Source organism: Psychrobacter sp. K31L (genome assembly GCF_017942195.1).
Taxonomy (GTDB): Bacteria; Pseudomonadota; Gammaproteobacteria; order Pseudomonadales; family Moraxellaceae; genus Psychrobacter; species Psychrobacter glaciei.
Genome location: NZ_JAGKSC010000002.1, coordinates 295,935 through 318,679 on the forward strand (window position 1 = coordinate 295,935; position 22,745 = coordinate 318,679).

20 protein-coding genes and 1 pseudogene are annotated in these 22,745 nt (G+C 42.1%); 9 read left to right on the forward strand and 12 right to left on the reverse strand.

The genetic code is table 11. The features are described 5' to 3' along the window. Positions 1 to 10: 10 nt before the first annotated feature. From J5X94_RS04375 to J5X94_RS04415, 9 genes are all read right to left on the reverse strand, one after another. Complete coding sequence (locus tag J5X94_RS04375) at positions 11 to 901, reverse strand: type II secretion system protein N (RefSeq protein WP_189579882.1); 891 nt, start codon at positions 899 to 901, stop codon at positions 11 to 13. Further along, positions 902 to 1,717 (reverse strand): type II secretion system protein N, encoded by an 816-nt coding sequence (gene gspN / locus J5X94_RS04380; RefSeq protein ID WP_210540348.1) that lies wholly within the window; start codon positions 1,715 to 1,717, stop codon positions 902 to 904. It lies immediately after the preceding gene. Between the two features lie 206 nt (positions 1,718 to 1,923). Next, positions 1,924 to 2,247 (reverse strand): H-NS family nucleoid-associated regulatory protein, encoded by a 324-nt coding sequence (locus tag J5X94_RS04385; RefSeq protein WP_189579877.1) that lies wholly within the window; start codon positions 2,245 to 2,247, stop codon positions 1,924 to 1,926. Positions 2,248 to 2,943: 696 nt separating this feature from the next. Continuing rightward, the gene (locus J5X94_RS04390; RefSeq protein WP_189579874.1) at positions 2,944 to 3,381 is read right to left on the reverse strand and encodes a BLUF domain-containing protein; all 438 of its coding nucleotides are present in this window, start codon (positions 3,379 to 3,381) and stop codon (positions 2,944 to 2,946) included. Positions 3,382 to 3,433: 52 nt separating this feature from the next. Further along, positions 3,434 to 3,952 (reverse strand): BLUF domain-containing protein, encoded by a 519-nt coding sequence (locus J5X94_RS04395; RefSeq protein WP_194619255.1) that lies wholly within the window; start codon positions 3,950 to 3,952, stop codon positions 3,434 to 3,436. 75 nt (positions 3,953 to 4,027) lie between these two features. Further along, positions 4,028 to 4,711, reverse strand: a complete 684-nt coding sequence (locus J5X94_RS04400) for a hypothetical protein (protein WP_210540349.1) — start codon at positions 4,709 to 4,711, stop codon at positions 4,028 to 4,030. Positions 4,712 to 5,284: 573 nt separating this feature from the next. After that, positions 5,285 to 5,908 carry a single-stranded DNA-binding protein gene (gene ssb / locus J5X94_RS04405; protein WP_210540350.1) on the reverse strand — a complete coding sequence of 208 codons (624 nt, stop codon included), beginning with the start codon at positions 5,906 to 5,908 and terminating at the stop codon, positions 5,285 to 5,287. A 312-nt stretch (positions 5,909 to 6,220) separates the two neighbouring features. After that, complete coding sequence (locus J5X94_RS04410; protein WP_228293152.1) at positions 6,221 to 6,823, reverse strand: DUF3833 domain-containing protein; 603 nt, start codon at positions 6,821 to 6,823, stop codon at positions 6,221 to 6,223. 132 nt (positions 6,824 to 6,955) lie between these two features. Continuing rightward, a complete protein-coding gene (locus J5X94_RS04415) occupies positions 6,956 to 8,320 on the reverse strand; it encodes an MFS transporter (RefSeq protein ID WP_201592260.1) in 1,365 nt (454 codons plus the stop codon). 645 nt (positions 8,321 to 8,965) lie between these two features. Between J5X94_RS04415 and uvrA the strand changes: the two genes are divergently transcribed. The 5 genes and pseudogenes from uvrA to J5X94_RS04440 all read left to right on the forward strand — a co-directional run bounded on the left by uvrA (position 8,966) and on the right by J5X94_RS04440 (position 16,199). Further along, a complete protein-coding gene (gene uvrA, locus J5X94_RS04420; protein WP_210540352.1) occupies positions 8,966 to 11,872 on the forward strand; it encodes an excinuclease ABC subunit UvrA in 2,907 nt (968 codons plus the stop codon). A gap of 377 nt (positions 11,873 to 12,249) precedes the next feature. Further along, entirely contained in the window at positions 12,250 to 13,656 is a 1,407-nt protein-coding gene (locus J5X94_RS04425) for a hypothetical protein (protein WP_210540354.1), read from the forward strand. A gap of 445 nt (positions 13,657 to 14,101) precedes the next feature. After that, a pseudogene (locus J5X94_RS04430) lies at positions 14,102 to 14,537 on the forward strand (ATP-binding cassette domain-containing protein); the annotation flags it as partial. A 177-nt stretch (positions 14,538 to 14,714) separates the two neighbouring features. Further along, positions 14,715 to 15,377: a hypothetical protein gene (locus tag J5X94_RS04435; protein ID WP_210540357.1), complete on the forward strand. Its 663-nt coding sequence runs from the start codon at positions 14,715 to 14,717 to the stop codon at positions 15,375 to 15,377. 327 nt (positions 15,378 to 15,704) lie between these two features. Next, positions 15,705 to 16,199 carry an REP-associated tyrosine transposase gene (locus J5X94_RS04440; RefSeq protein WP_210540358.1) on the forward strand — a complete coding sequence of 165 codons (495 nt, stop codon included), beginning with the start codon at positions 15,705 to 15,707 and terminating at the stop codon, positions 16,197 to 16,199. Positions 16,200 to 16,292: 93 nt separating this feature from the next. Here J5X94_RS04440 and J5X94_RS04445 read toward each other — a convergent pair whose 3' ends face one another. Beyond that, positions 16,293 to 16,574, reverse strand: a complete 282-nt coding sequence (locus J5X94_RS04445; protein ID WP_173238862.1) for a DUF503 domain-containing protein — start codon at positions 16,572 to 16,574, stop codon at positions 16,293 to 16,295. 169 nt (positions 16,575 to 16,743) lie between these two features. Between J5X94_RS04445 and J5X94_RS04450 the strand changes: the two genes are divergently transcribed. The 4 genes from J5X94_RS04450 (at position 16,744) to J5X94_RS04465 (ending at position 20,014) form a co-directional block, all read left to right on the forward strand. Then, the gene (locus J5X94_RS04450; RefSeq protein WP_210540360.1) at positions 16,744 to 17,559 is read left to right on the forward strand and encodes a threonine/serine ThrE exporter family protein; all 816 of its coding nucleotides are present in this window, start codon (positions 16,744 to 16,746) and stop codon (positions 17,557 to 17,559) included. 1 nt (position 17,560) lies between these two features. Next, positions 17,561 to 18,013 carry a threonine/serine exporter family protein gene (locus J5X94_RS04455; RefSeq protein WP_210540362.1) on the forward strand — a complete coding sequence of 151 codons (453 nt, stop codon included), beginning with the start codon at positions 17,561 to 17,563 and terminating at the stop codon, positions 18,011 to 18,013. 183 nt (positions 18,014 to 18,196) lie between these two features. After that, positions 18,197 to 19,552 (forward strand): glutathione-disulfide reductase, encoded by a 1,356-nt coding sequence (gene gorA, locus J5X94_RS04460; RefSeq protein WP_210540364.1) that lies wholly within the window; start codon positions 18,197 to 18,199, stop codon positions 19,550 to 19,552. Between the two features lie 249 nt (positions 19,553 to 19,801). Next, a complete protein-coding gene (locus J5X94_RS04465; RefSeq protein WP_010201362.1) occupies positions 19,802 to 20,014 on the forward strand; it encodes a hypothetical protein in 213 nt (70 codons plus the stop codon). Between the two features lie 40 nt (positions 20,015 to 20,054). Here J5X94_RS04465 and J5X94_RS04470 read toward each other — a convergent pair whose 3' ends face one another. After that, entirely contained in the window at positions 20,055 to 20,678 is a 624-nt protein-coding gene (locus J5X94_RS04470) for a GNAT family N-acetyltransferase (RefSeq protein ID WP_210540365.1), read from the reverse strand. 238 nt (positions 20,679 to 20,916) lie between these two features. After that, positions 20,917 to 22,554, reverse strand: coding sequence for an FAD-dependent oxidoreductase (locus J5X94_RS04475; protein ID WP_210540367.1), 1,638 nt, complete (start codon positions 22,552 to 22,554; stop codon positions 20,917 to 20,919). Between the last annotated feature and the right edge of the window lie 191 nt (positions 22,555 to 22,745).

Genomic DNA, 22,745 nt, shown 5'->3' on the forward strand with positions numbered 1-22,745 from the left:
CATTGCTTGCCTAAAATTGCTGGCGAATCGTAATCACTTGCTCGCCACGTTTGACTTCTATTTGTGCTTCGCCTGCTTGCTGTACTTGTTGCAGGATACCAGCATCTTGGCTAGGATTATTGCCCACACTTTGACCATTAACGGTCAAGACCTGATCACCCGGCTCTAGTCCTAGACGATTGCGTAGTTTTGAAGGCATCGCCGCCGTTACCTGATAGTTTTCGCCTGAGGCCATGACACCCATCCTGCTCAGATAACTGGCTGGATTTTCTTTCAGTGACGTGATGGCCTCATCGATAGCAGATTGCGGACTGCTCTCAGGAGTCGTCTCTGCTGTGGACTCAGTATTATCTTGTGCTGGCATTGGAGCACTGGGCAATGCGTTACTGTTTGGCAAACGCTGATTGCTGACGGCACCTGCTAGCATATCGCTTTGGTCGAGTGCCATCGCCTCTGCCATTCTAATGACCGTTTGCTGATCACGGGCATCGGCGATGATGACGGCATTCCAGTCGACAGCGATCAGAGTATAGTCACTGTCTTTTAGACTGTCACCGATGCGATAGTTTTTGACCTCGCCATTGACGTCTAATAAGGCGGACGACATGCTCTCTGGCACGGCTAACAAAACCCCTTTTAAGCCAATATTAGGGGGTGGCTGTACCGCCGCAGCGACAGGATCGGGGTCAGCAAAAATGGCAAACAGACCACTGTAATCATCGCCAGATGTATTAGCGTTTTGTAGAGGAGCTAGCGGTAAAGCTGGTGCCAAAGGCGCAGCTAGCAACAACCACAATAGCCGTGCCGCCGTCCAGCACAGCCAAGCAATTGCTAATAGTAGCAGCCAACCAGCGCAGCGATTGAGAACATTGATGATGGGTTTTAAGGTAGCAGTAGACATCTAGCGCGTCCCCAAACCGGCTAACAATGGCTGGCGCACACTGACAACGGGCGTATCTTGCGGGGCTTGTCCTTTGTATTCAGGCATATTTTCTAATAAACGCTGGGTCAAGCTAACATCTAGCATATTATCGCCATCGACATACAGATCCCCTAAGCGCTTATCTTGATTGTTTAATAAATTGACGTGCAGCAAATTTTTATCATTTTTTTGTTCCGTACTAAGCTCGGCATGCATCGCTGGCATAGTGATATAAAAAACCTTACCACCACTCGGATAACCTACTTCACCGCCAACCCAAGTCAACTGACCATCGGCCTCACTGAAACCAGAGGACTTTTTATTGGAGTCATTATCCGAACCGATCTGCCGTTTTAACGATACCGCATTGACTTGAATCGGTGTGTTGGGCAGCTGCCAATCGACCACACTGGCCAATGTTTCCGGCGCAATCTTGCCGCTCATATCATCAATCTGCCATGCGCTGGTGCCCAGCTTTATTTGACCGTTTAATCTGGTCTGCTCTGTCGTGATATCGACTTCTGCACCCAACTTACCCAAAAATAATTGCCACGGCTGCCACGACCAATTCGCCGCACCTGTCAATGGCGTTGCTGACAAAGGCAGCTGCCAAATCGCTGAGCCTTGCCATAAGTTGCCCGACACGTGCTGCACATAAGAATTATTAGGTGCATATTTTTCAAGTAGCCACGACGCGGGCATTTGCAATAAGGCAAATAGCGCAAATAATATAAACCCAAATAGCCACCACAGCTTACGGGGACGCTTATGAGACGACGCAGAGACTTGGGCCACGGTTACACAACTCTTATATAAGGTAAAAACGTCATTATCATAACAAACAATAGCATACAGATGACAGAAAAAAAGCCAGTATCTTTTTACCAAAATATTGGCAATAAAGATACTGACTTCTGTCTACTAATGCACTTTTGACTCAATCGTTATGAAAGTCATAAGGACAAAGTAATGCCTAGCATTGCTATTCGAATCTTGACAGATTAAATAGCGAAATCTTCAATGTCACGACCTGCTGCTAGCGCATCAACCAACCATAATGGCTTGCGACCGCGACCCGTCCACGTCTCTTCATTATTATCGGTGTTGCGATACTTGATGTTACGCTTTTTCTCTAACGTCTCACCAGCCTTTAAAATCTCTTCGATGGTGCTATTACTCTCTTCGGCAATTTTTTCAAACTGCATATAAGCATCATACAAACGCTGATGTTGCTTTTTGGCAATTAACTGTTGGGCGTTTTCAGTGATCGCACGTAGCTCATCGACGTTTAAACTGTCTAAATCAAGGGCTGTATTGTTGTTCATAATAAATCCAACTTTTATATAAGGGATATAAACCTAATAAATATAATACTATTTATTAAGCGCTAAAGAGTGCCAATTCACAAATAATAAGTAGTAATACGAAATTTAATAGTCAATTTCATTCATTGCTTATCAAAACGTTATTATTAGTGACGTTGATAAGCTATTACCAGTGGCATTAATAAGTAGGGACAATATAAACAAAAACAGTATTCATAACAATAGGGAATTAATGAACTTTGTAGTCAATATGCAACAATATCAATACAATAAAACCAATCATAAGTTTTATGTTAACGCAGTCACCAAAATAACCATCGTAATAACTTTATAGTGATCGGACTATATCATACGAAATAGCCAATAATTAGCCTAATTTAATGCTATATCTTTTATCCACTTAAAAAACCTTTATTTGGACCAACTTAGGAATAAAGCCGGTAAATAATAATATTATAAAAAGCAGTAATTAAACAACATTAGTCAATCCACTCAATACAGGTAAGCGTATTAATGCTATAAACAATAAACCTTCAGATAGTCGCTTCTGTTCAAATCGAGGACACGACCTAGGGAGGCGAAAAAAATTTATATCAGCAGAACGCCATTTTTAATGTCCCTTTTTTATTTTGAACTGCTTAATTGCCATATTACTTAAGTACCATACTGCTTATTATTCGATGTTAATTCAACAGACTAAGCCCGTTGTGCGCTAAGCTCAGTCATCAAATCAAGAGCGGATTCGGCACTTAATAAATACGGATTGAAATCAACTGTCGTAGAGTATTTGAGATAAATCGCGGCGTTAGATTCGGTTGGAGAAGCATAGTTCATTGACCATTTTGCCCATTTTCTATGCTTGAGCTCACGTGTTTCAATCACCTGTAAATCGTGATGACGCTGATCGGCAATGAGAGCGTACAATAAACGATTAATCTGTGCTCTAGGTCCTTCGACCGTTTGTAAAAAATAGTCTTTATTAAAGGTCAACATACCCGTGATGCCATTTGCCGCATTATTGGCTTGGGCTTGCTGCAAAATCTCATTAAAGTCTTTCGCTGATACGTCTGGGTTTGCACGGCTCACGTACGTCATACTCATTAAAATATGCGCATCTGAAGTTGATGATGTCATCTCTGGTCTCTTATGCAATGTGATAGGGTGTTGGCACCTTTATAAACGTCAATTAACTGATAGCAAACCAAGACTTCTTCTTGGCAGAAGCCTCTTTTTCTTCTTGCTCTTGAAGTTCTGACAATGTATCAATCAGCATCATGATTTGGTTGGCGCTCATCAGATAAGGATTGAACTGAGTGCTTGTCGAAAATTTAAGCGCCAGTCCTTTATTCTCATCACTTGGGATGAGATATTTCATCGACCACTTATTCCAGTGGCGCTGCTCAATCTCGCGACATTCAATAATCTGTAGGGAAAAATGCCGCTCGTCTTTTACAAGCTTGCGTAATAGCTCATTAATGACAGGTCTCGCTCCTTCAATGCTTTGAAGAAAGTAATTGTGATTGAATACCAATGCACCTGTAATGCCATTATGCTCATTATTCTGCTGCGCTTGCGCTAGGATACGCGTGACCTCCCCATTAGGGTTGTCTTTGTTATAACGGCTAATATAGGTCAAACGTGTAATAATATGCTCGCCATGTAGCATATTTGACTGGTTCTTTTCTGACAGCTCAGCGACGTCCATAACGCACTCCGATAAATTATTTAGATTTTCTTGTAAGCAATAGCCAAATGCATCGCTACGATGAGTGAGTAAAATTTAGAGTTTGATTCTTTTGGAAAACTCACCCACACCCTGCGATAAACCACCACTGGTAGAGCACTGGATCTTTTGTATGAGAGCCAATAATTGCGGGGCATCGGTACACTGCTCCAGATTTAGCAGGTAACCCCATACATCTTCAGATGGTGCATTTTTTTCGATATAAGTCGCCAATTCTGACTTTAATGTCTCAAAATTAACATCAGCGGCTTTGCGCTTAAAATAGCCAGTAAAAGAAGCTGTCTTTTTTGGCTTATCGTTAAAGGTAGCATCAAACTCAGCGGCACTATTGCTCTGCAATTGAATGGATTGAGGCTGAAGTGCTTTGCTGTCTTCATTAGCTGGCGTCGTGGGCTGTATTTCAGCCACTTGCTGCTCAGTGACAGTACGTGGTGCCGCTGGTTGCGAGGTTACATACGATTGACTTGCAACGCTGGCATTATCATCTGCTATCAACTCAATACACTGAAACTCTTGTAACAACTCAAACAGAGGTGCTATCCCGCCAAACTCAGCGAACATCTTACTGTTATCAAGCGAATCAAGATATTGTTGATAAGTCTTTTTGCCATCAATCATGATTAACAATGTTCTCGCCTCTCGCGGTAACACACCTAGACTTTGTGTCTTAATTTCTTCTCGACCCAAGTCGCTTTTTCGAAATACATCGCTATTATTCATCTGATAAACCTAACGCTGATACTTAAGCAAACACGACCACAATACGGTGCTGCCTAAATAATTTTTGATACTTTGGGCTATAAATCCACCCTACCTTGAACTTTTATAAATTCTTTCAAAACCATTTTTTTTAAAAGATTTAAGGTGTAATTTTTGCTAAATCATTGGCGACTTTTTATTATATCAACACATTTAATGAAGCGTTAGCATTAGCAAAATCTAATAGAATGAACGGTTGATATAGGATATAAGTGGTCATTTTAATAATTTCTAGCGAAAAAAATATAAAAATAACCATGAATAATTTCGTTTATAGATATGGTTGATATGATAAACAAGAAGATAAATAGCTAACAGAAATGAGGAGTTTTTCTTATTCTATCGTATTTCAAATTCACTTTTTTATGCTGTATAACATTATCGAGAGCAATAAAGTAATTGTTAAATTATAAGTATTTTCTTCATTAACTATTTACGCTTACTTTATTTTCTCCATAAAAAAAGAGCCTATTTGTATAGGCTCTATCTAACTTAATCAACATTCTTTATTTACGTATTCCTCTAAGGTATATCCTAGAATGGAATATCATCATCGACAGGACCATCTGGCATTGCTGTCGGCTTTGATTGTGCAGGCTTTTGAGCAGGTTGATTAAACTGATTCTGCTGAGCAGGTACACCTTGATTATTGTTAAAGCTGTTTTGACCACCGCTAGATTGGTTATAACCACCTTGCTGAGCAGGCTGACTGTTTGCTTGCTGACCAAAATTACTCTGGTTACTTTGACCGCCTTGGTTGCCGTAGCCTTGATTTTGGCCACCTTGGTTATTATTACTGAAGCCGCCATTATCCTGACCACCCGTTGCGCCATCCAGCATTTGCATTTGCTCAGCGCGAATCTCAGTAATATAGCGGTCTTGACCATTGGGATCTTGATATTTGCGGGTACGCAAACTGCCTTCGATATAGACCTTACTGCCTTTACGCAGATACTGCGCGGCGATTTCGCCTAGACGATTAAAGAGTGAAATACGATGCCATTCGGTGGCTTCTTTCTTTTCACCGCTTTGCTTGTCTGTCCACTGCTCTGACGTCGCAACCGAGATATTGGTCACGCTACCGCCGTTACTAAATTGACGTGCCTCAGGGTCTGCTCCAAGGTTACCGATGATGATAACTTTATTAACTCCGCGCATAGTTCCGTCCTCTTACTTATGAATAATTTAATTACGAGCTTTAATCGAGTCTTTAATATAAACCATTAATTCTATCAGTAATATGGCTTTACTTTAACTATTTTCTTTTAAAATATCTAGTCGCTGTATACAGCAAACGACATGCTACGTCGTGCAGTGTTGAGGCTTTATCTTTATCACTATTAAAAATCAGCTTCCCTCTGTGCAATACTATTCATTATTTTGAAGTATCAACATCTTAGCGAGGATTATAAGTAGAAAGGACTCCTTAGAGCCCTGAAAAACACCATAAAATATCAGTAATGCCAACGATTATTTATTATTACGATGCATACTGAGAGTAACGCTACCCAGCTCTACGCCAAACTTTTTCATGACTGAACGATTGAGCATGACATCGTCATTAATAAGATACATCCAGTCATCAAAATTCACTTTGTAAGTCTTGTCCTCAACGGGCAACTCTAATACGTAATTCCAATGCAAGGTATTGCCAACCACTTCCCCTGTCGCCTCGCCAATAACATCACCTGCCGTACCTTTCCAACTACCATCCATTTGCTTGGTCAGTCGCCATATACGCTGCGATTTTGTGCCATCTGCCCAGTCAAACTTCTCATCCAATACAATGACGTTATCACCTTCGTGAGTGGCATCAATATCGACGTAAAAGCGTTTTTTGACCTCGCCATTGCGACCTTGAAACATGCCCCAGCCACCAATCTGACCGGAGAAAAATTCATGCATATCAAGCGTTGGTGTGGTGTTTTGATAAGCCTGAATATTTTGGGTAGCGCAGCCAGAGGTCAAAAGCGTGGCAGATAGCCCAAAACCTATCGCCAGCTTGACCATTGCTCGGGGAGCAACATCTTTACCAAAAAAAGCACCATTCAACAGCATTTTAAACTGACTCATATTAATTCCTTTTGAACAGAGATGAATTTTTAGTTTTCACTTATTAGGGTCTGTCTACGCGGTTATTACCTACTCAGTTTTGCCTATCTAGGCTTATTTCTATAACCTTTAGATTGTTGTATAGTTAATCTATTAAAGATCTAATGGACTTTGCGCCAAGCTCGATAGCTGCTGCCGTGAATCCTCTGTCAACTGGGTCTTATCCAGCTTTAAATAAGCCACTTGTTCTTTTGCCATGACCACCAGTTCATCAACGCCGTCTACTGCTAACACTTGCCGCGACCAATCTTGTATGTTGATGTTTTTGGGAATCGTAACGGTCGTACTTGATAAATACGGTGGATCAGCAATCGGGATAATAAGCAGCAACGAAATGCCCATAATGATAGCCAATATCCCCCACGCCAGCAGATTAGGCTGACTCAATAACAAGCCACCCATTGCCCCGCCCACAAATGCACCAAAGAACTGACTGGAAGAATTCAGCCCCATAGCCGTGGCTTTATTGGCAACTGGTGCGCGCTTGGATATCCACGAAGGAATCGTTGCTTCAAGCAGGTTAAAGCCCATAAAGTATAGCAGCAAGCCTAAAATAATACCGACGCCGACCTGACTACCCAATGCTAGCACTGCTAAGGCAACGGTCATCAAGGCAATCGCACCCAAGAATACTTGGCGCATTTTGCGTTTCTTTTCGGCAATGATAATAAAAGGAATCGCGACGGCAAAGCCGATAAATAATAACGGCAAATAAACCAAACCCTGCTGACGTACGGATAGACCCATCACCTCATTGAGCTGATGCGGCAATATGACAAATATCGCCGTCATGGTCAGATGAAGGGCAAAGATACCGATATGCAAGCGGTTTAAATCGCCGATTTTTAGTACCGTCGCCAACTGCTGACCAATCGATTTATTATCTAAATTATGCTTTAGCACTCGTAGCGGCGTCGGTACGAAAAAAAGCAGCAGCATCGCTAGAATAGCAAACCCTGAGGTCAACCAAAACAGCCCAGAGATACCAAGCGAACCGACCAATAGCGGACCAAAAGCAAATGCCAACATGATGGAAGTCGCAATGGTTAAACCCATCGTGGCCATCGCTTTGGTGCGCATCTCTTCGCGCGTCACATCAGCGAGTAGCGCCATCAATACCGCAGAGACCGCGCCACTACCTGCCAGCGCCCGACCGATAATGACTTCATAAATATCCGTGGCATTGGCGGCGATGATACCGCCAAGAGCAAATAGCACCAGACCCAAAAAGATAATCGGTTTACGCGGAAACTTATCAGCAGCAAGACTCATCGGTATCTGAAAGATCGCCTGCCCTAGCCCATAAATACCGACCGCTAAGCCAATTAGAAACGGTGTCGCATGCGCATAATTGTCGCCATACACAGAAAACACGGGCACAATCATAAACAAACCAATCATCCGCAAGGCAAATATACCACCGACCCCGAGAATTGCCCGTTTTTCTACGCTATTCATACTTGCCTCACTGGTTCGTCATTGCTGATTTGTCACTGCTGCGCTGCTTATACTATTGTGACTCTATCAAGGCTTTAGCTATAAATTAAGCCCACTAGTATAAGACATTCGCCATCAGGTTGCCGAGACTTTTGTCTTTTTACGCTTCCTTTGACCATTCCTGCACTTACCTGTAGGAGTGACACCATAATTTTGTTACCAAGTGCATCTGATGGGTCACCATACCTTGAATAATCCCTCCATCATGACAATAAAGCAAGGCAGCGCAGACATTGTTGCCTAAACAGCACTTATGACGCATGTCCTTATAAAAAGGCATATCCTAAAGTGACACAGCTTGAACTGATACAGCTTGGATAAATTTATAACAAACCCTCCCTATTAGTTAACACTGATTTGATTTAGATTTGCTTATTAAAGTCAAAACAAAGCACAAAATAAAAACAGTCATTCATATTGTTCGATACAACGCTTAACTTTTATCAAACGATATGCATTTGAGAACTATCCACGCTTTTGTTTAACCCATGAACTCACCTTAAATTACCCATATTCATTAGTTACTCATATTAGTTACCTATATTATTATTGAACGACGACCATCTTTTTTAAATACCATTTTAGCAAATAGGAAACCTATCACCGATGGCACATGACCATATCGCAATACGCGGCGCACGTACTCATAATTTAAAAAATGTCGACTTAGACATTCCACGAGATAAATTCGTGGTCATTACCGGCTTATCAGGTTCTGGTAAATCTTCATTGGCATTCGATACCTTGTATGCCGAAGGGCAACGTCGTTATGTCGAGAGCTTGTCGGCGTATGCGCGTCAGTTCCTCTCGCAAATGGAGAAGCCTGACGTCGATAGTATCGAGGGTCTATCCCCTGCGATTGCTATCGAGCAGAAATCAACCAACCATAACCCGCGCTCTACGGTCGGGACGATTACCGAAATTTATGACTATCTGCGCCTGCTGTATGCGCGTATTGGTACGCCGTTTTGCCCTGAGCATGGCGAGCCAATGGTCGCGCAGTCGGTGACTGAGATGGTTGATCAAGTCATGGCACTACCAGATGACACCAAGATTATGATTTTGGCACCCGTCATTCGTGAGCGTAAAGGCGAGCATACGGTATTGCTTGAGCAGCTGATTGGTCAAGGCTTTGTCCGTGTGCGCGTCGACGGTGATGTCTACGATACTGATGAGCTACCAACACTCGATAAAAAGAAAAAGCATACCATCGAAGTCGTCGTTGACCGCTTTAAAGTTCGTGATGACTTAGGTAACCGCGTTGCCGAAAGTTTAGAGACGGCACTACGTCTAGGACAAGGTTTGGTGACGCTACACTTTATGGATGGCAATCCAAAAGAAGGCGGCGATGAAAACCAAGTCATGTCAGCCAAGCATTCTTGCCCTGTTTGTGATCGTGCCGTCTCTGAGCTTGAGCCGCGCATGTTCAGTTTTAACAATCCTTATGGTGCTTGCCCAAGCTGTGATGGTCTCGGTAAACGTCAGTATTTCTCTGCTGAGAAACTGATTACCCATCATGAAAAATCGCTTAATCAAGGTGCGATTAATGGTTGGGATAAGCGTCACGCTTATTACTTTGGTTTGCTCTCTACTGTCTGCAAGCACTTTAAAATTGACATGGATGCACCGTGGCAAGATCTGCCAAAAGAGCAACAAGACCTCATTATGAATGGCTCTGGTAAAGAGAAGCTAACCTTTAACTTTACCGATGAGCGCGGTCGCAAGACTAACAAGACCGTACCATTTGAAGGCGTGCTTCCTTATCTAGAGCGTCGTTATGCTAAGACGCAAAGCAATCTCGTCCGTGACGAGCTGGCCAAATACTTAGCTGATACGACTTGTAACGTCTGCGATGGCGCGCGTCTCAATGAAATTTCACGCAATGTCCGTGTCGATGAGCACACCATTGCTGAAATCGTCAAAATGTCTATCGGTGATGCGGCTGACTATTATAAAACGCTAAAAATTGGCGGTCATAAAGGTGAAGTCGCGGAAAAAATCTTTAAAGAGATTAACGAGCGTCTAAACTTCCTCGTCAGTGTCGGACTTGATTATTTATCCCTTGCCCGCTCTGCTGAAACGCTATCGGGCGGTGAAGCACAACGTATTCGTTTGGCTAGCCAAATTGGCGCGGGTCTCATGGGCGTGATGTATGTGCTCGATGAACCATCAATCGGTCTGCATCAACGCGATAATGATCGTCTATTAAAAACCTTAACGCGCTTGCGTGATTTGGGCAATACGGTATTGGTCGTTGAGCATGATGAAGATGCGATTCGTCAAGCGGATCATGTAATTGATATCGGTGTCGGTGCAGGCGTACATGGCGGTCATATCATCGCTCAAGGTACGGTCGATGACATCATGGCCAATAAAGAATCACTGACTGGACAATATATGTCTGGTAAGAAAAGAATCGAGATTCCAGCGATTCGTCATAAAGCCAAAACGATAGAGGTTGAGGAAAAAGGTAAAGCCAAACCGAAAAAAGTACCGATGACCATTGAACTAAAAGGTGCGTCTGGTAACAACTTACACGATGTTGATTTGTCTTTACCAATCGGTATCATGACCTGTATCACGGGTGTTTCAGGTTCTGGTAAATCGACCTTGATTAACCGTACTTTAATGCCACTTGCCGCGACTCAGTTAAACAATGCTTCGACGCTCATCGCGGATAAGCATGACAGCATCAGCGGTCTTGAGCATTTGGATAAAATGGTCGATATCGATCAAAGTCCGATTGGTCGTACGCCGCGATCAAACCCAGCAACGTATACTGGTGTCTTTACCCCAGTACGTGAAATGTTTGCACAAACGCAAGAAGCGCGTGCCCGTGGTTATAAAGCCGGTCGCTTTAGCTTCAATGTCAAAGGCGGACGCTGTGAGATGTGTCAAGGTGATGGTCTTATCAAAGTTGAGATGCATTTCTTACCGGATATGTATGTGCCGTGTGATACCTGTGAAGGCAAGCGCTATAACCGCGAGACTTTAGAGATTCACTATAAAGGCAAAACCATCGCTGATGTGCTCGATATGACAGTCGAAGATGCCACTGAGTTCTTCTCAGCCATTCCAGCGATTTATCGTCGTCTGCAAGCATTGATGGATGTTGGTCTAAGCTATATTCGCTTGGGTCAGTCTGCACCGACGCTATCAGGTGGTGAAGCGCAACGTGTCAAACTGGCGCGTGAGCTAGCCAAACGTGATACCGGACAGACGCTCTATATCTTGGATGAGCCAACCACTGGCTTGCATTTCCATGATATCGATAAGCTGCTCAATATCTTGCATGCGCTACGAGATAAAGGTAATACCATCGTCGTCATCGAGCACAATCTTGACGTCATCAAAACGGCGGATTGGGTAATTGATTTGGGGCCTGAAGGCGGTAAAGGTGGTGGACTGATCATCGCGGAAGGTACGCCTGAGGAAGTGGCGGAAGTTAAAGAATCCTATACAGGTATATTCTTAAAACCGATGCTTGAGCAAGCGATGAAAGAAGTCAGCTAATAGCATTTAGATAATTATTGATGAAAGGCTACTCTTTAGGGAGTGGCCTTTTTTGTTGGGTTTTAGGTTTATTAGACTAAACTTACTATTTGATTGTATCCACGTCACTGGTATGCGAGCTAATTTTTTTAGTGACTCTCTTTTATTTGAACGATTTAAAGATATATAAAGCGGAGCACTACCAGTGTCTTCTTTCAAAGTCTTTAATTCATCCTTAACAGTACAAAACAAGACGAATATGAATTGATACACTTTTTCATACAATTCCTAAAAAGGTGGTTAGTGATTAAGTACTGTGATAATATTTACATATGTTTACTTTTTAGACATAATGTTTACATTATATTACGCGAAAACTCACTTTAGGCATTTAAATAATGAATTCGAAAAAACGTTTATCACTAGCTATTAGTGCTATTTCATGCACACTATTATTGACTGCATGTGGAGGTGATGATTCTTCATCAACGCCTACTCAGACTACTACACAGAATCCAGCACCAGATTCACAACCAACACCTAATCCAGAACCAACGCCTAATCCAGAACCAACGCCTAATCCAGAACCAATGCCTGATCCAAAACCAACGCCTGATCCAAAACCAACACCTGATCCAAAACCAACACCTGATCCAAAACCAGCACCTGATCCAAAACCAACACCTGATCCAAAACCAACACCTGATCCAAAACCAACACCTGATCCGACCCCAGCTTTTAAACTACCGCTTTCTGTAAATATTCCCAATCTTGTAGAATCAGATTCTAATGAGCTTCCGTATAAACATACGAATTCAGGAGCGGTTGCACTTACTAACGGTATTTATCTTCCAAGACTTGTTAATTTACTTGGTGATGAAGTAAATTGCCCTAGTTCTAGTGATACAGCTTGTCCAAGCTTTATTCGTGTGTGGATAGACTCAAATAACAAGATCCATCAAGACGCTTGGGTGTATTTACCTGTCGATAAAAAGTGGAGCTCTTTGAGTATAAATCCTAGACAACGAATATTTGGTTTTATGGGTTATGGTGATCTTTACTCAGATGGTAGCGTCTTAAGTACTAAAAGATTCGATTCAGAAAATTCTATTTGGACATCTACTCCTGATGGATTTACTGCTAAATACTTAAATAATACGACTTACAAATTCAGTGTTTCTGACAAAAGCTTGAGTAATACTCTGATCGATCCCAAGCGTCCTAATGCGGGAACTTATAGCAGCTCTGTTAAAAGCTTTAGAATTGATTCAGGAATCTCAGAGGGCGAATATTACTATTTTGATGATGCCAAAGTTTATTCGTCACAAGCAGCATCTACATCAAATGATGATTCATCTTATCAAAACATCGAAGCCTATCGCGCTGCTCATTCAACGACAGAAAAGGTTGTTTGCGCATTTAAAGCAGAGTCAGGCTTCGGTAGAACGGGACTTGTATTTAATAGTACTCAGCTGGGAGCAACCTTATATTCATTAGACTCTAACTGTGCCAAAGATATTGATACTACTGGACCAAGTAAAGCAGTCACAGAATATTTAACTCTGATTGATGGTAAGAGAATTTTATTGTTCCCAGCATTATCTTTTGATAGTGTGACGGATAAATCTTACAATACAGCGATTACTTTAAACGACAATGGTGTACCAGCTCATGGTCGTAGATATGGAGTAGGTTATGCTAATGAAACTCAATCTGGATATATTAACCAGAAAGGGTTTGATGAATGGTTAAAAACGGTAGCAAACAAAACATCAGCACTTGTGTACCCTTCTATAAGGAATTAAATCTATTCAGTAAGCTAACTTATAATCAAGAGCTTCATTATTCTTAATGAAGCTCTTACTTTTTCTACAAGTTCTACCAGCTAACTCTTAACGTCGACTTTGAACGCAGATCAACTTATGTACTAATTATTTGTCTTAAGAATGCATACTTACGACGACATTGACACTTATTATGCTTGGGTCTTCAAAAATAGCTAAATCTTGAGTAAGCTTCATAGCTCGTAGGACAAAAATAGCTCGTAGGTTGGGTGGAGCTTGCGACACCCAACAAAATTAAGTAATATCAGCTATTAGTTATAACTTGCAGAATAGCATGCAGTATCGAAGGCACTATCAAAAAGGAGCAACCTACTTCTTCACTGTCAACCTAGCTGATAGGTCTAGCGACTTATTAATTAAAGAAGTTGAAACCCTTCCAAATAATTACTCTTGAAACTATCTTTGTTATCGTCGCCTGCAAGCACTCATGGATGTTGGTCTGAGCTATATTCGCTTGGGTCAGTCTGCACCGACGCTATCAGGTGGTGAAGCGCAACGTGTCAAACTGGCGCGTGAGCTGGCCAAACGTGATACCGGACAGACGCTCTATATCTTGGATGAGCCGACCATTGGCCATTGGCTTGCATTTCCATGATATCGATAAGCTGCTCAATATCTTGCATGCGCTACGAGATAAAGGTAATACTATCGTGGTCATCGAGCATAACTTGGATGTCATTAAAACGGCGGATTGGGTGATTGATCTTGGCCCTGAAGGCGGTAAAGGTGGCGGACTGATCATCGCGGAAGGTACACCTGAGGAAGTGGCGGAAGTTAAAGAGTCCTACACGGGTATATTCTTAAAGCCGATGCTTGAGCAAGGTATGAGAGAAGTGAGCTAGCTAATAGTTAGATAGTAATTGAAAGGCTACTCTTTAGGGGTGGCCTTTTTTTGGTTAGGGTATATCATCTATTTCAATTTTTCACTCAAGTCTTAACCAGCATGGCTCAAGTACCATATATAAGGCACATGTGCACAAAAATATTCTATACTAAAGCTTAGTACAGGAGAGAAAGCAATGATAGACCTTCAAAATATGATATTACCGTTACTAACAGCATTAATAGGTTTTCTCGGTAAATCTTGGGTTGATGAGCATAATCGAAAAAAGGATAACTTTAATCAAATATCAAGCAATGGGTATCAAAAATTATTTGAGAGGAAAATAGACACTTATAACGAACTCGCCTCTATTGGTTTCCAATTTTCTAAATTTGATACAGCATATTCAGGAGCTGTTGAAAGTGCTGACATTAATGAGAATACTAAGAAGACATTGATTCATAAGCATTATATAGAAATATACGAAAGTTATTTGAAATTTGAGAAAACTATACAGAATGACTTCTTGATATTAAGTCCTGAATTAGGAAGCGCTTATTTAGATTGGCAGTCATTTATACATCATGAATCTAAAGAGCTATTGCAGGGTAGCTATCAGATTCACGCTTATGGAATAGATGATGCTATTGAATTACTAAAAAGAGAATATAGAATAACAGAGCGAGAGTCTGACTTTCATTCCAAAATCAGCGAGACTGATAAACATAGCTATGAATTGAAGGCATTGATAATTGGAGAGTTAATCGAATTAAACAGTGATAGATTCAACTGTCTAATAGCACTTATAAAGCATGATATCTTGAAGATTAACAAACGTATTAATAATTTTGATTTATGATCTCTAAAATTATAAAAGCAATTTATAATTCGTAAGTTAATTGATCGTTTCCAAGTTTGACATTGCTTTATCTTACTTTCACTATTATCAATGTTGGATTCATCGTGGCCTATGGTTGGGCTAACAGGAAAAATCAACTCGTAGGTTGGGTTAACGAAGGAAATCCAACTGTCTCATATTCATCAAAGCCAACTCGTTGGGTCTCATCCTTCGACACCAACCTACAATCTAAACGCGGAATCACCTACAATCCGTAGGTTGGGTGGAGCTTGCGACACCCAACAAAATTAAGTAATATCAGCTATTAGTTATAATTTGCAGAATAGCATGCAATATCGAAGGCACTATCAAAAAGGAGCAACCTACTTTTTCACTATCAACCTAGCTGATAGATCTAGCGATTTACTAATCAAAGAAGTTGAAACGCTTCGACATGCTTTTCAAACGGTCAAACAAAAACATCCCTTTCATATTGATGCCATTGTTATCTTGCCAGACCATTTGCATATGTTATGTACTATGCCAAACAATGATGCAGACTTCTCTAAACGTATCAAACTAATCAAATATTACTTTTCTTATCATATTACTAAAACAGAATATATCTCAAATAGCAGACTTAAAAAAAGCGAGCGCGGTATTTGGCAACGTCGATTTTGGGAGCATTGCATTCGCGATGAATCAGACTATCGAGCACATATTGATTATATTCATATGAACCCTATTAAACATGGGTATGTTAAACAGGTTAAAGACTGGCAATACTCCTCATTTCATCGATTTGTGACGGATGGTTTGCTTCCTGTCAATTGGGGCAGATGAGGATATTCTTTTTTAAAGTAAATGTTGGGTGTCGCAACCTCCACCCAACCTACAAGTTAGACATTTTTCAGACTTAAGATAATTACCTACTACCTAAACAAACTCCCTCTCAACATTCATTACCCGCGCATCTACCGTCCGCTCTATCTTCTCCTCAATTTGGCTGCACTGAGACTCGACCTCACGTTTAGACAATCCAACGATCACAAACGTCCATTCACTAGCATCATGCCGATCACGCTCGCCGCTCTCACATACCGCGACACTTGGTGTATTGCCAAAGCGTGCATGCAAGCCGCCCATCCGTTGGCGCTTTTCTTTTAACGAGCTACAGCCAGGTAGAGAAAAGGTCAAAGTTAGAATGACGATATGCATTTTATTCTCCTTACGACAGTGGTTTACGCTTTATAATAGTAGCAAATAAGCACAGCAAGTTATGCTATCGTTACCTTGCCTTATCGATACCTCATAACCAATCACAATGCTCATACTTATACTTATGCCATTCACAAATATCACAATAGCCAACATGCGTATCTAATCCATGACTTCTATCAGCTACGTACAGCAACAGCACATTACTCGACTATGCGTGCGCTGCGGATTACTCCTTATGCAGTATGGCGCTGAGTCTGCCGTGGTGGTGGACTTATGCAAACGCTTAGGGCTTGCGTTGGGGATGAACAGCGTGGAATGTTCGCTGAATTTTAATGCCATTACCCTGACCACCATCTGTGATGAGCGCTGTATCACCACCACCAGAGACACTATCAATCAAAGCATCAACGTCAATTTACTGGTACAAATTCAGCAAATTATCAATAAAACCGAAGCCGACACAGATAGCGACAAGCCAGATAACAATCAGCTGAAATCTGAGCTGACTGACCGCACCACTCTTGCGTTTGATGAATTAGATAAAACAGTTTATCCAACGTGGCTGGTGGGCATATTTGTTGGTGCATCTTGTGCGGCGTTTGCTTATCTAAACGGTGGCAGTTGGTCGATTACCGCAGTGACATTTATCGCTGGTATGGTAGCGATGTTCACCCGTATTTACCTGTCCAAGCAGCATTTTAATCCTTTTATCACCGTCATTGTGACAGCATTTATTGCTTCCTTAATTGGAGCGACGACCTACTATTTTGATATTGGTAATAATGCCGATATTGCGGTTGCCTCTAGTGTGCTCTTATTAGTACCAAGCTTTCCTTTGATCAATTCTTTCTCAGATATCTTAAAAGGCTATGTCAATATTGGGATTGGACGTGCAGTTTTTACTTATATGCTGACCCTATCAGCGTGCGTTGGCATCGTGATGGCACTGGTTTTACTTCGCATACAGCATTGGGGGTTTTAAGATGTGGTTCATTGAGACCGTTGCGCTGTCGTGTATTATTACCCTTGGTTGGACGCTGATGTTTGGCGTACCCAAACGCTATATCTTGCCTTGCTTACTGATGACCGCGTTTGGCTTTGGATTAAAGACGGCTCTTGTTTATCAACATGTACATATCGTGGTTGCCAGCTTTTTTGGGGCGATGCTTGCCAGTTTTTTGGGTGTGTATTTTTCCAAGAAATACACCCTACCGCCTAAAGCGTTAATTTCGCCCAGTGTCATTTGTATGATGCCTGGTATCGCCGCCTATAAGGCGATGGTGAGCATGGTACAGATTGGCTATTTTGGTTTTTCAGACGAGTTATTTAGCCAAATGATGGTGTACTTGTTCGAAGCGTTATTTGTGACCTCAGGACTGGTGCTAGGCTTGTCCATTCCGGGGCTGCTATTTTATAGACGTCGTGCCATTGTTTAAATAGGTTTAAGTGGGTTTAGGCAGGTATAGACATTTAAATGTTAGGCTGTTTCTAGTGAAAAACTAACCAAATCGAAGCGACTTAACATACCCTAACCACAAAAAACTTGTAAGATGGATGATAAGACCCATTACGGTAGAGTCCAAGATAGCACCAATAACAACTTAATAAAGAGATTCATTATGACCAAACATTATGACTATATCGCCATAGGCGGCGGTAGCGGTGGCATTGCTTCAATCAACCGTGCGGCGAGCTATGGCAAAAAATGTGCCATTATCGAAGCCAACCAATTGGGCGGTACTTGTGTGAACTTGGGCTGTGTACCCAAAAAGGTAATGTGGTATGGCGCGCAAGTTGCCGAAGCCATCCATAAATATGCGCCAGACTATGGGTTCGATGTGGATGTTAAAGGTTTTGACTTCCAAAAATTGGTGCAGAGCCGTCAACAATATATCGAAAATATTCACCGCTCTTATGACAATAATTTGGCCAAAAACGGTGTAGAGGTCATCAAGGGCTTTGCCAAATTTGTCGATACCAATACCGTAGAAGTAGATGGCGAGCTGATTACCGCTGACCATATTTTGATTGCCACGGGCGGTCACCCGATTCAGCCAGATATCAAGGGCGCAGAACACGGCATCGATTCTGATGGGTTTTTTGCGTTGAACCATTTGCCAAAACGTGTGGCGATTGTGGGGGCTGGATATATCGCTGTTGAAATCGCAGGCGTGTTAAACAGTTTGGGCGCTGAGGTGCATTTGTATGTACGCCAGCACTCGCCGCTGCGCTCGTTTGACCACAGTGTGGTAGAGGCATTGCTCATAGAGATGGAGCAAGACGGTATTCAACTACATACCAATACTACGCTCACGGAAGTCAATAAAAATGAAGATGGCAGCCTGACTTTATGTACTGAAAATGGCAGCTTAGACGCGACAGATTGTTTGATTTGGGCGATTGGTCGTGCGCCATCGACAGACAATATCAACCTGCAAGTGACAGGCGTAGAGACGAACGAGATTGGCAAAATCAAAGTCGATAAGTTCCAGAACACCAATGTTGCAAATATCTATGCGGTCGGCGATATTATCGAAGATAGTGTGGATTTGACCCCAGTGGCGATTGCCGCAGGTCGCCGCTTGTCAGAGCGCTTGTTTAACAACAAGCCTAATGAGCATTTAGACTATACGTTGATACCGACGGTTATCTTTACCCACCCTGCTATCGGTACCATTGGCTTGTCTGAAATCGACGCGGTTGAGCGCTATGGTAAAGACAATATCAAATGCTATAACTCAACATTTACCTCGATGTATAGCGCGGTAACCCAGCATCGTCAGAAATGTATGATGAAACTGGTGTGCTTGGGCGATGATGAAAAAGTCATTGGTCTACACGGTCTTGGCTTTGGTGTCGATGAGATGATTCAAGGCTTTGCGGTCGCGATCAAAATGGGCGCGACTAAAGCGGACTTTGATAATACCGTTGCCATTCATCCAACTGGCTCAGAAGAGTTTGTGACGATGCGCTAGGCTCATTAAGCAATATTACTCTTAGTCTGAGCTGCTATAAAAAAGGATGCCATTTGTGTATCCTTTTTTGTTGTTAATATTGATGCAAGCATACATCTTCGTATGTCTAAAACTCTCTCATTACTTTTATATCGCACTGATCATTACTGTATTTTCCAAGAATTATTTGCTTTGAAAAATTTAAAGCAAGGCATACTGACAGCACAATCCCGATACTGCTATGATGCAATTAATACTGACCGTTGAGAGATGACTGTGTGGCAGGTGTACTTATTTATATTACCGATTGGTATTGGGATCATGACATTGGCAGCAAGCTTGTTGTTTTTGTTTGCTTATCTCATGTCTGATGACAATGCCACGCGCTTGCCAGCATTTAACTGGTTTAAGCGCTTAATTATCGTGGCATTTATACTGCTAAGTGTTGGGCTGTTTATGACCTTTGGACATTTTTGGGGATAAGTGAGACAGTATAGTTTTCAATGTTTCTTTACTAAACTAGTTAGCTAACAATTTTCTCTAACTCCAATAACTCTAGATCCTCACGCTTTGGCTCGCCATTATTGCCATCATTTGGAAACGGCATTTTATTACCATTTAACTGATAGCCCCGGCGCTGATAGTAAGCCAACAGCTCAGGACGATGGCTCAAGATAGACATGGTCAAACGCGCAGGGTTTTTATCATCTGCTTGCCCATCTGACGATAAATGACGAGTAGCGAAAGTTTCTGCTGCTTGCAAAATCACATTGCCAACGCCCTGCCCTTGTAGCACAGGATGTACCGCAAACATACCAATGTAGGCTTTTTTGCTTGAGTCATTATTGGTTTTGATATCGACCGCGATACAACCGAGTAACTCACCCGTTTCTTCTGCCTCACCTTCACCACTGGTTGTTTTTGGATACACAAACAGATAGTGTTTGGGATTTGCGATGGTATTAGCCAGCTCATCTGGCGTGATACGAATACCGCCGACCAAATCTGCCTCATTGGTCCAGCCTGCCGTTTCCCGATAACAGCAGTTTAATAACTGCTCCAGTGCACTAATATCACTTGCTTCCGCCTGACGCAAAAATACCGAGTCTTTGCTCAAGTAATCTTTATTTATAGAGTTTTTATTCATATTATAATTTTTCCTTTTATTAGCTATAGTGGATTTACTTTAAAAAGAATACATTACTGCTGGGGTGAATTTTTCGAAACCTCTGAAGTGCAAAGCACACAGCAAGTGAGAGAAACTCATCCCAGCTGGATGTTTGTATTTGTCATATATTTTTTATATTGAACTGACTATATGTATTAAAAAAGCTGACCCAAATTAATAGGCCAGCCTTAATAGTAATACGTATACATTTTGAGTGCTAGGGCGATAACGCCTGCGCTTGGTCGATAATATTAAATCCAGCGTTAATCTGTGCACGCGTCGGCGCATGACCACGGCGAAGTAGCTCAGAAAAGGCAATCAGTTCTTTATCATGCCCTAAAGTGCTAGCTGCACTAGCACGTGTGTCTTCCCCGTCATCATCAAAGTAATATTCGATATAATCTAACGTATCTGGTGAACCAAACAAGATATTATTGTCAGGTGTCGCGGCATGACCACTATAGCGTAGGCTCTTACCATATTGCATCGTCCAAAAGAAAGGAATGCGCTCTTCTAGTGAGTTGACATTAGGGTCGTTTAAGATAGTGGCAGCAGTGACCAAGCCATGCTGTAAGGCCACCCGCCAATGTTCGATACGCATGCGTCCCATTTGTCCAGAAGCTTTCGCAATATCGCCCAATGCATAAACCCCATCGCGTAGCTGCAAATGGTCATCCACTTGCACGCCATCTGGCGCGTTTACTTCTTCGAACAGTTCTGTACGTGGTGCTACACCAGTCCCTAAAATCACGATGTCTGCATCAACTTGCTCACCATTTGCTAATTTAATACCGCCAACTTGCGAAAAATTGCTGTCGCTAGTCTCATCTGCTTTTTCGACCTCAACGATTTCGGTCACACTGGCATCAAAGACAAACTGAATACCTTTTTCCTCATGCAGCTTAATCAGCGCATTACTGACCGTTTCGGAGACAATATTTCCCATCACCCGATGATCTTGTCCGATGACCGTAATAGAAGCCGTCGTGCCTGCTTGCGCCAATGCGGAAGCGACCTCCATACCGATAAAGCCAGTACCGACAATCACCACACGCTGATCGTGACTGGCCGCTTTAATCAATTTGGCATCATCCATACTACGCAGTGTATAAACGCCATCAAGCTCAGCCCCTTTAAAAGGCGGTATCTTTGGCTCAGCGCCTGTTGCGACCACTAAAAAATCGGCGGTTTGTGTATCGCTATGATTATTTTTATCTTTGATGACAATCGTACGTTCATTGGGTAATACTTCGCTGACGGTTTGATTTAGGCGCAAATTAATATCGTGTTTGCTCGCCCAATCTGCACCGCCCAGTAGCAGCTTTTCTTCAGGCATATTGCCCGCTAAAAATGCTTTGGACAATAATGGACGGTTATAAGGGGCTTTCTCATCAGAACTAATCAAGGTGATTTTGCCACCATAGCCAGTGTTACGCAGTTGATGCGCTGTCATAAAACCAGCCGCGCCACCGCCCACGATGAGGGTATGTGTATCCGTCAGTTTGTCATTTGCAATCTGTTTATCTATCTTAGCTGAGGTATTCACCGTCAAGCTATCACCGTTATCGGTCACTTCATATTGAGTCAAGCCTTCTGTCGCTATTGGCTCTAATAGCGTCCCATCACGGCTATCAAACGTCGCATGATGCCAAGGACAGACCACGCGATTGCCACAACGTAATCCTGTGCCTAAATCTGCGCCTGCATGCGGGCATTTGCCATCGAACGCCTGAAACGCATCGTCGTCGCGGGTAATTAAGATGATACTATCATCATCTTGCTTGTACGATTTCATGCCGCCACTGGCAATATCGGCCTTATTAATAGTCACTGTGTGAATCGTTGCATTGGTCATAAGTCTTCCTTAACAGTTATAATGGTTTCCTGAATCAAACGTGTTGAAAATAACCCTATCGCATCAGTCAGTCTCAACGAAAAACATTATTTTCTCTCTGTTTTTTTAATGCTGTTTTAAAACGCTATGCATTGATAGTAGCAGACCCTTTCGCACACGCTGTTTTTTTGTATGTTTACTGCGTTGCAAAA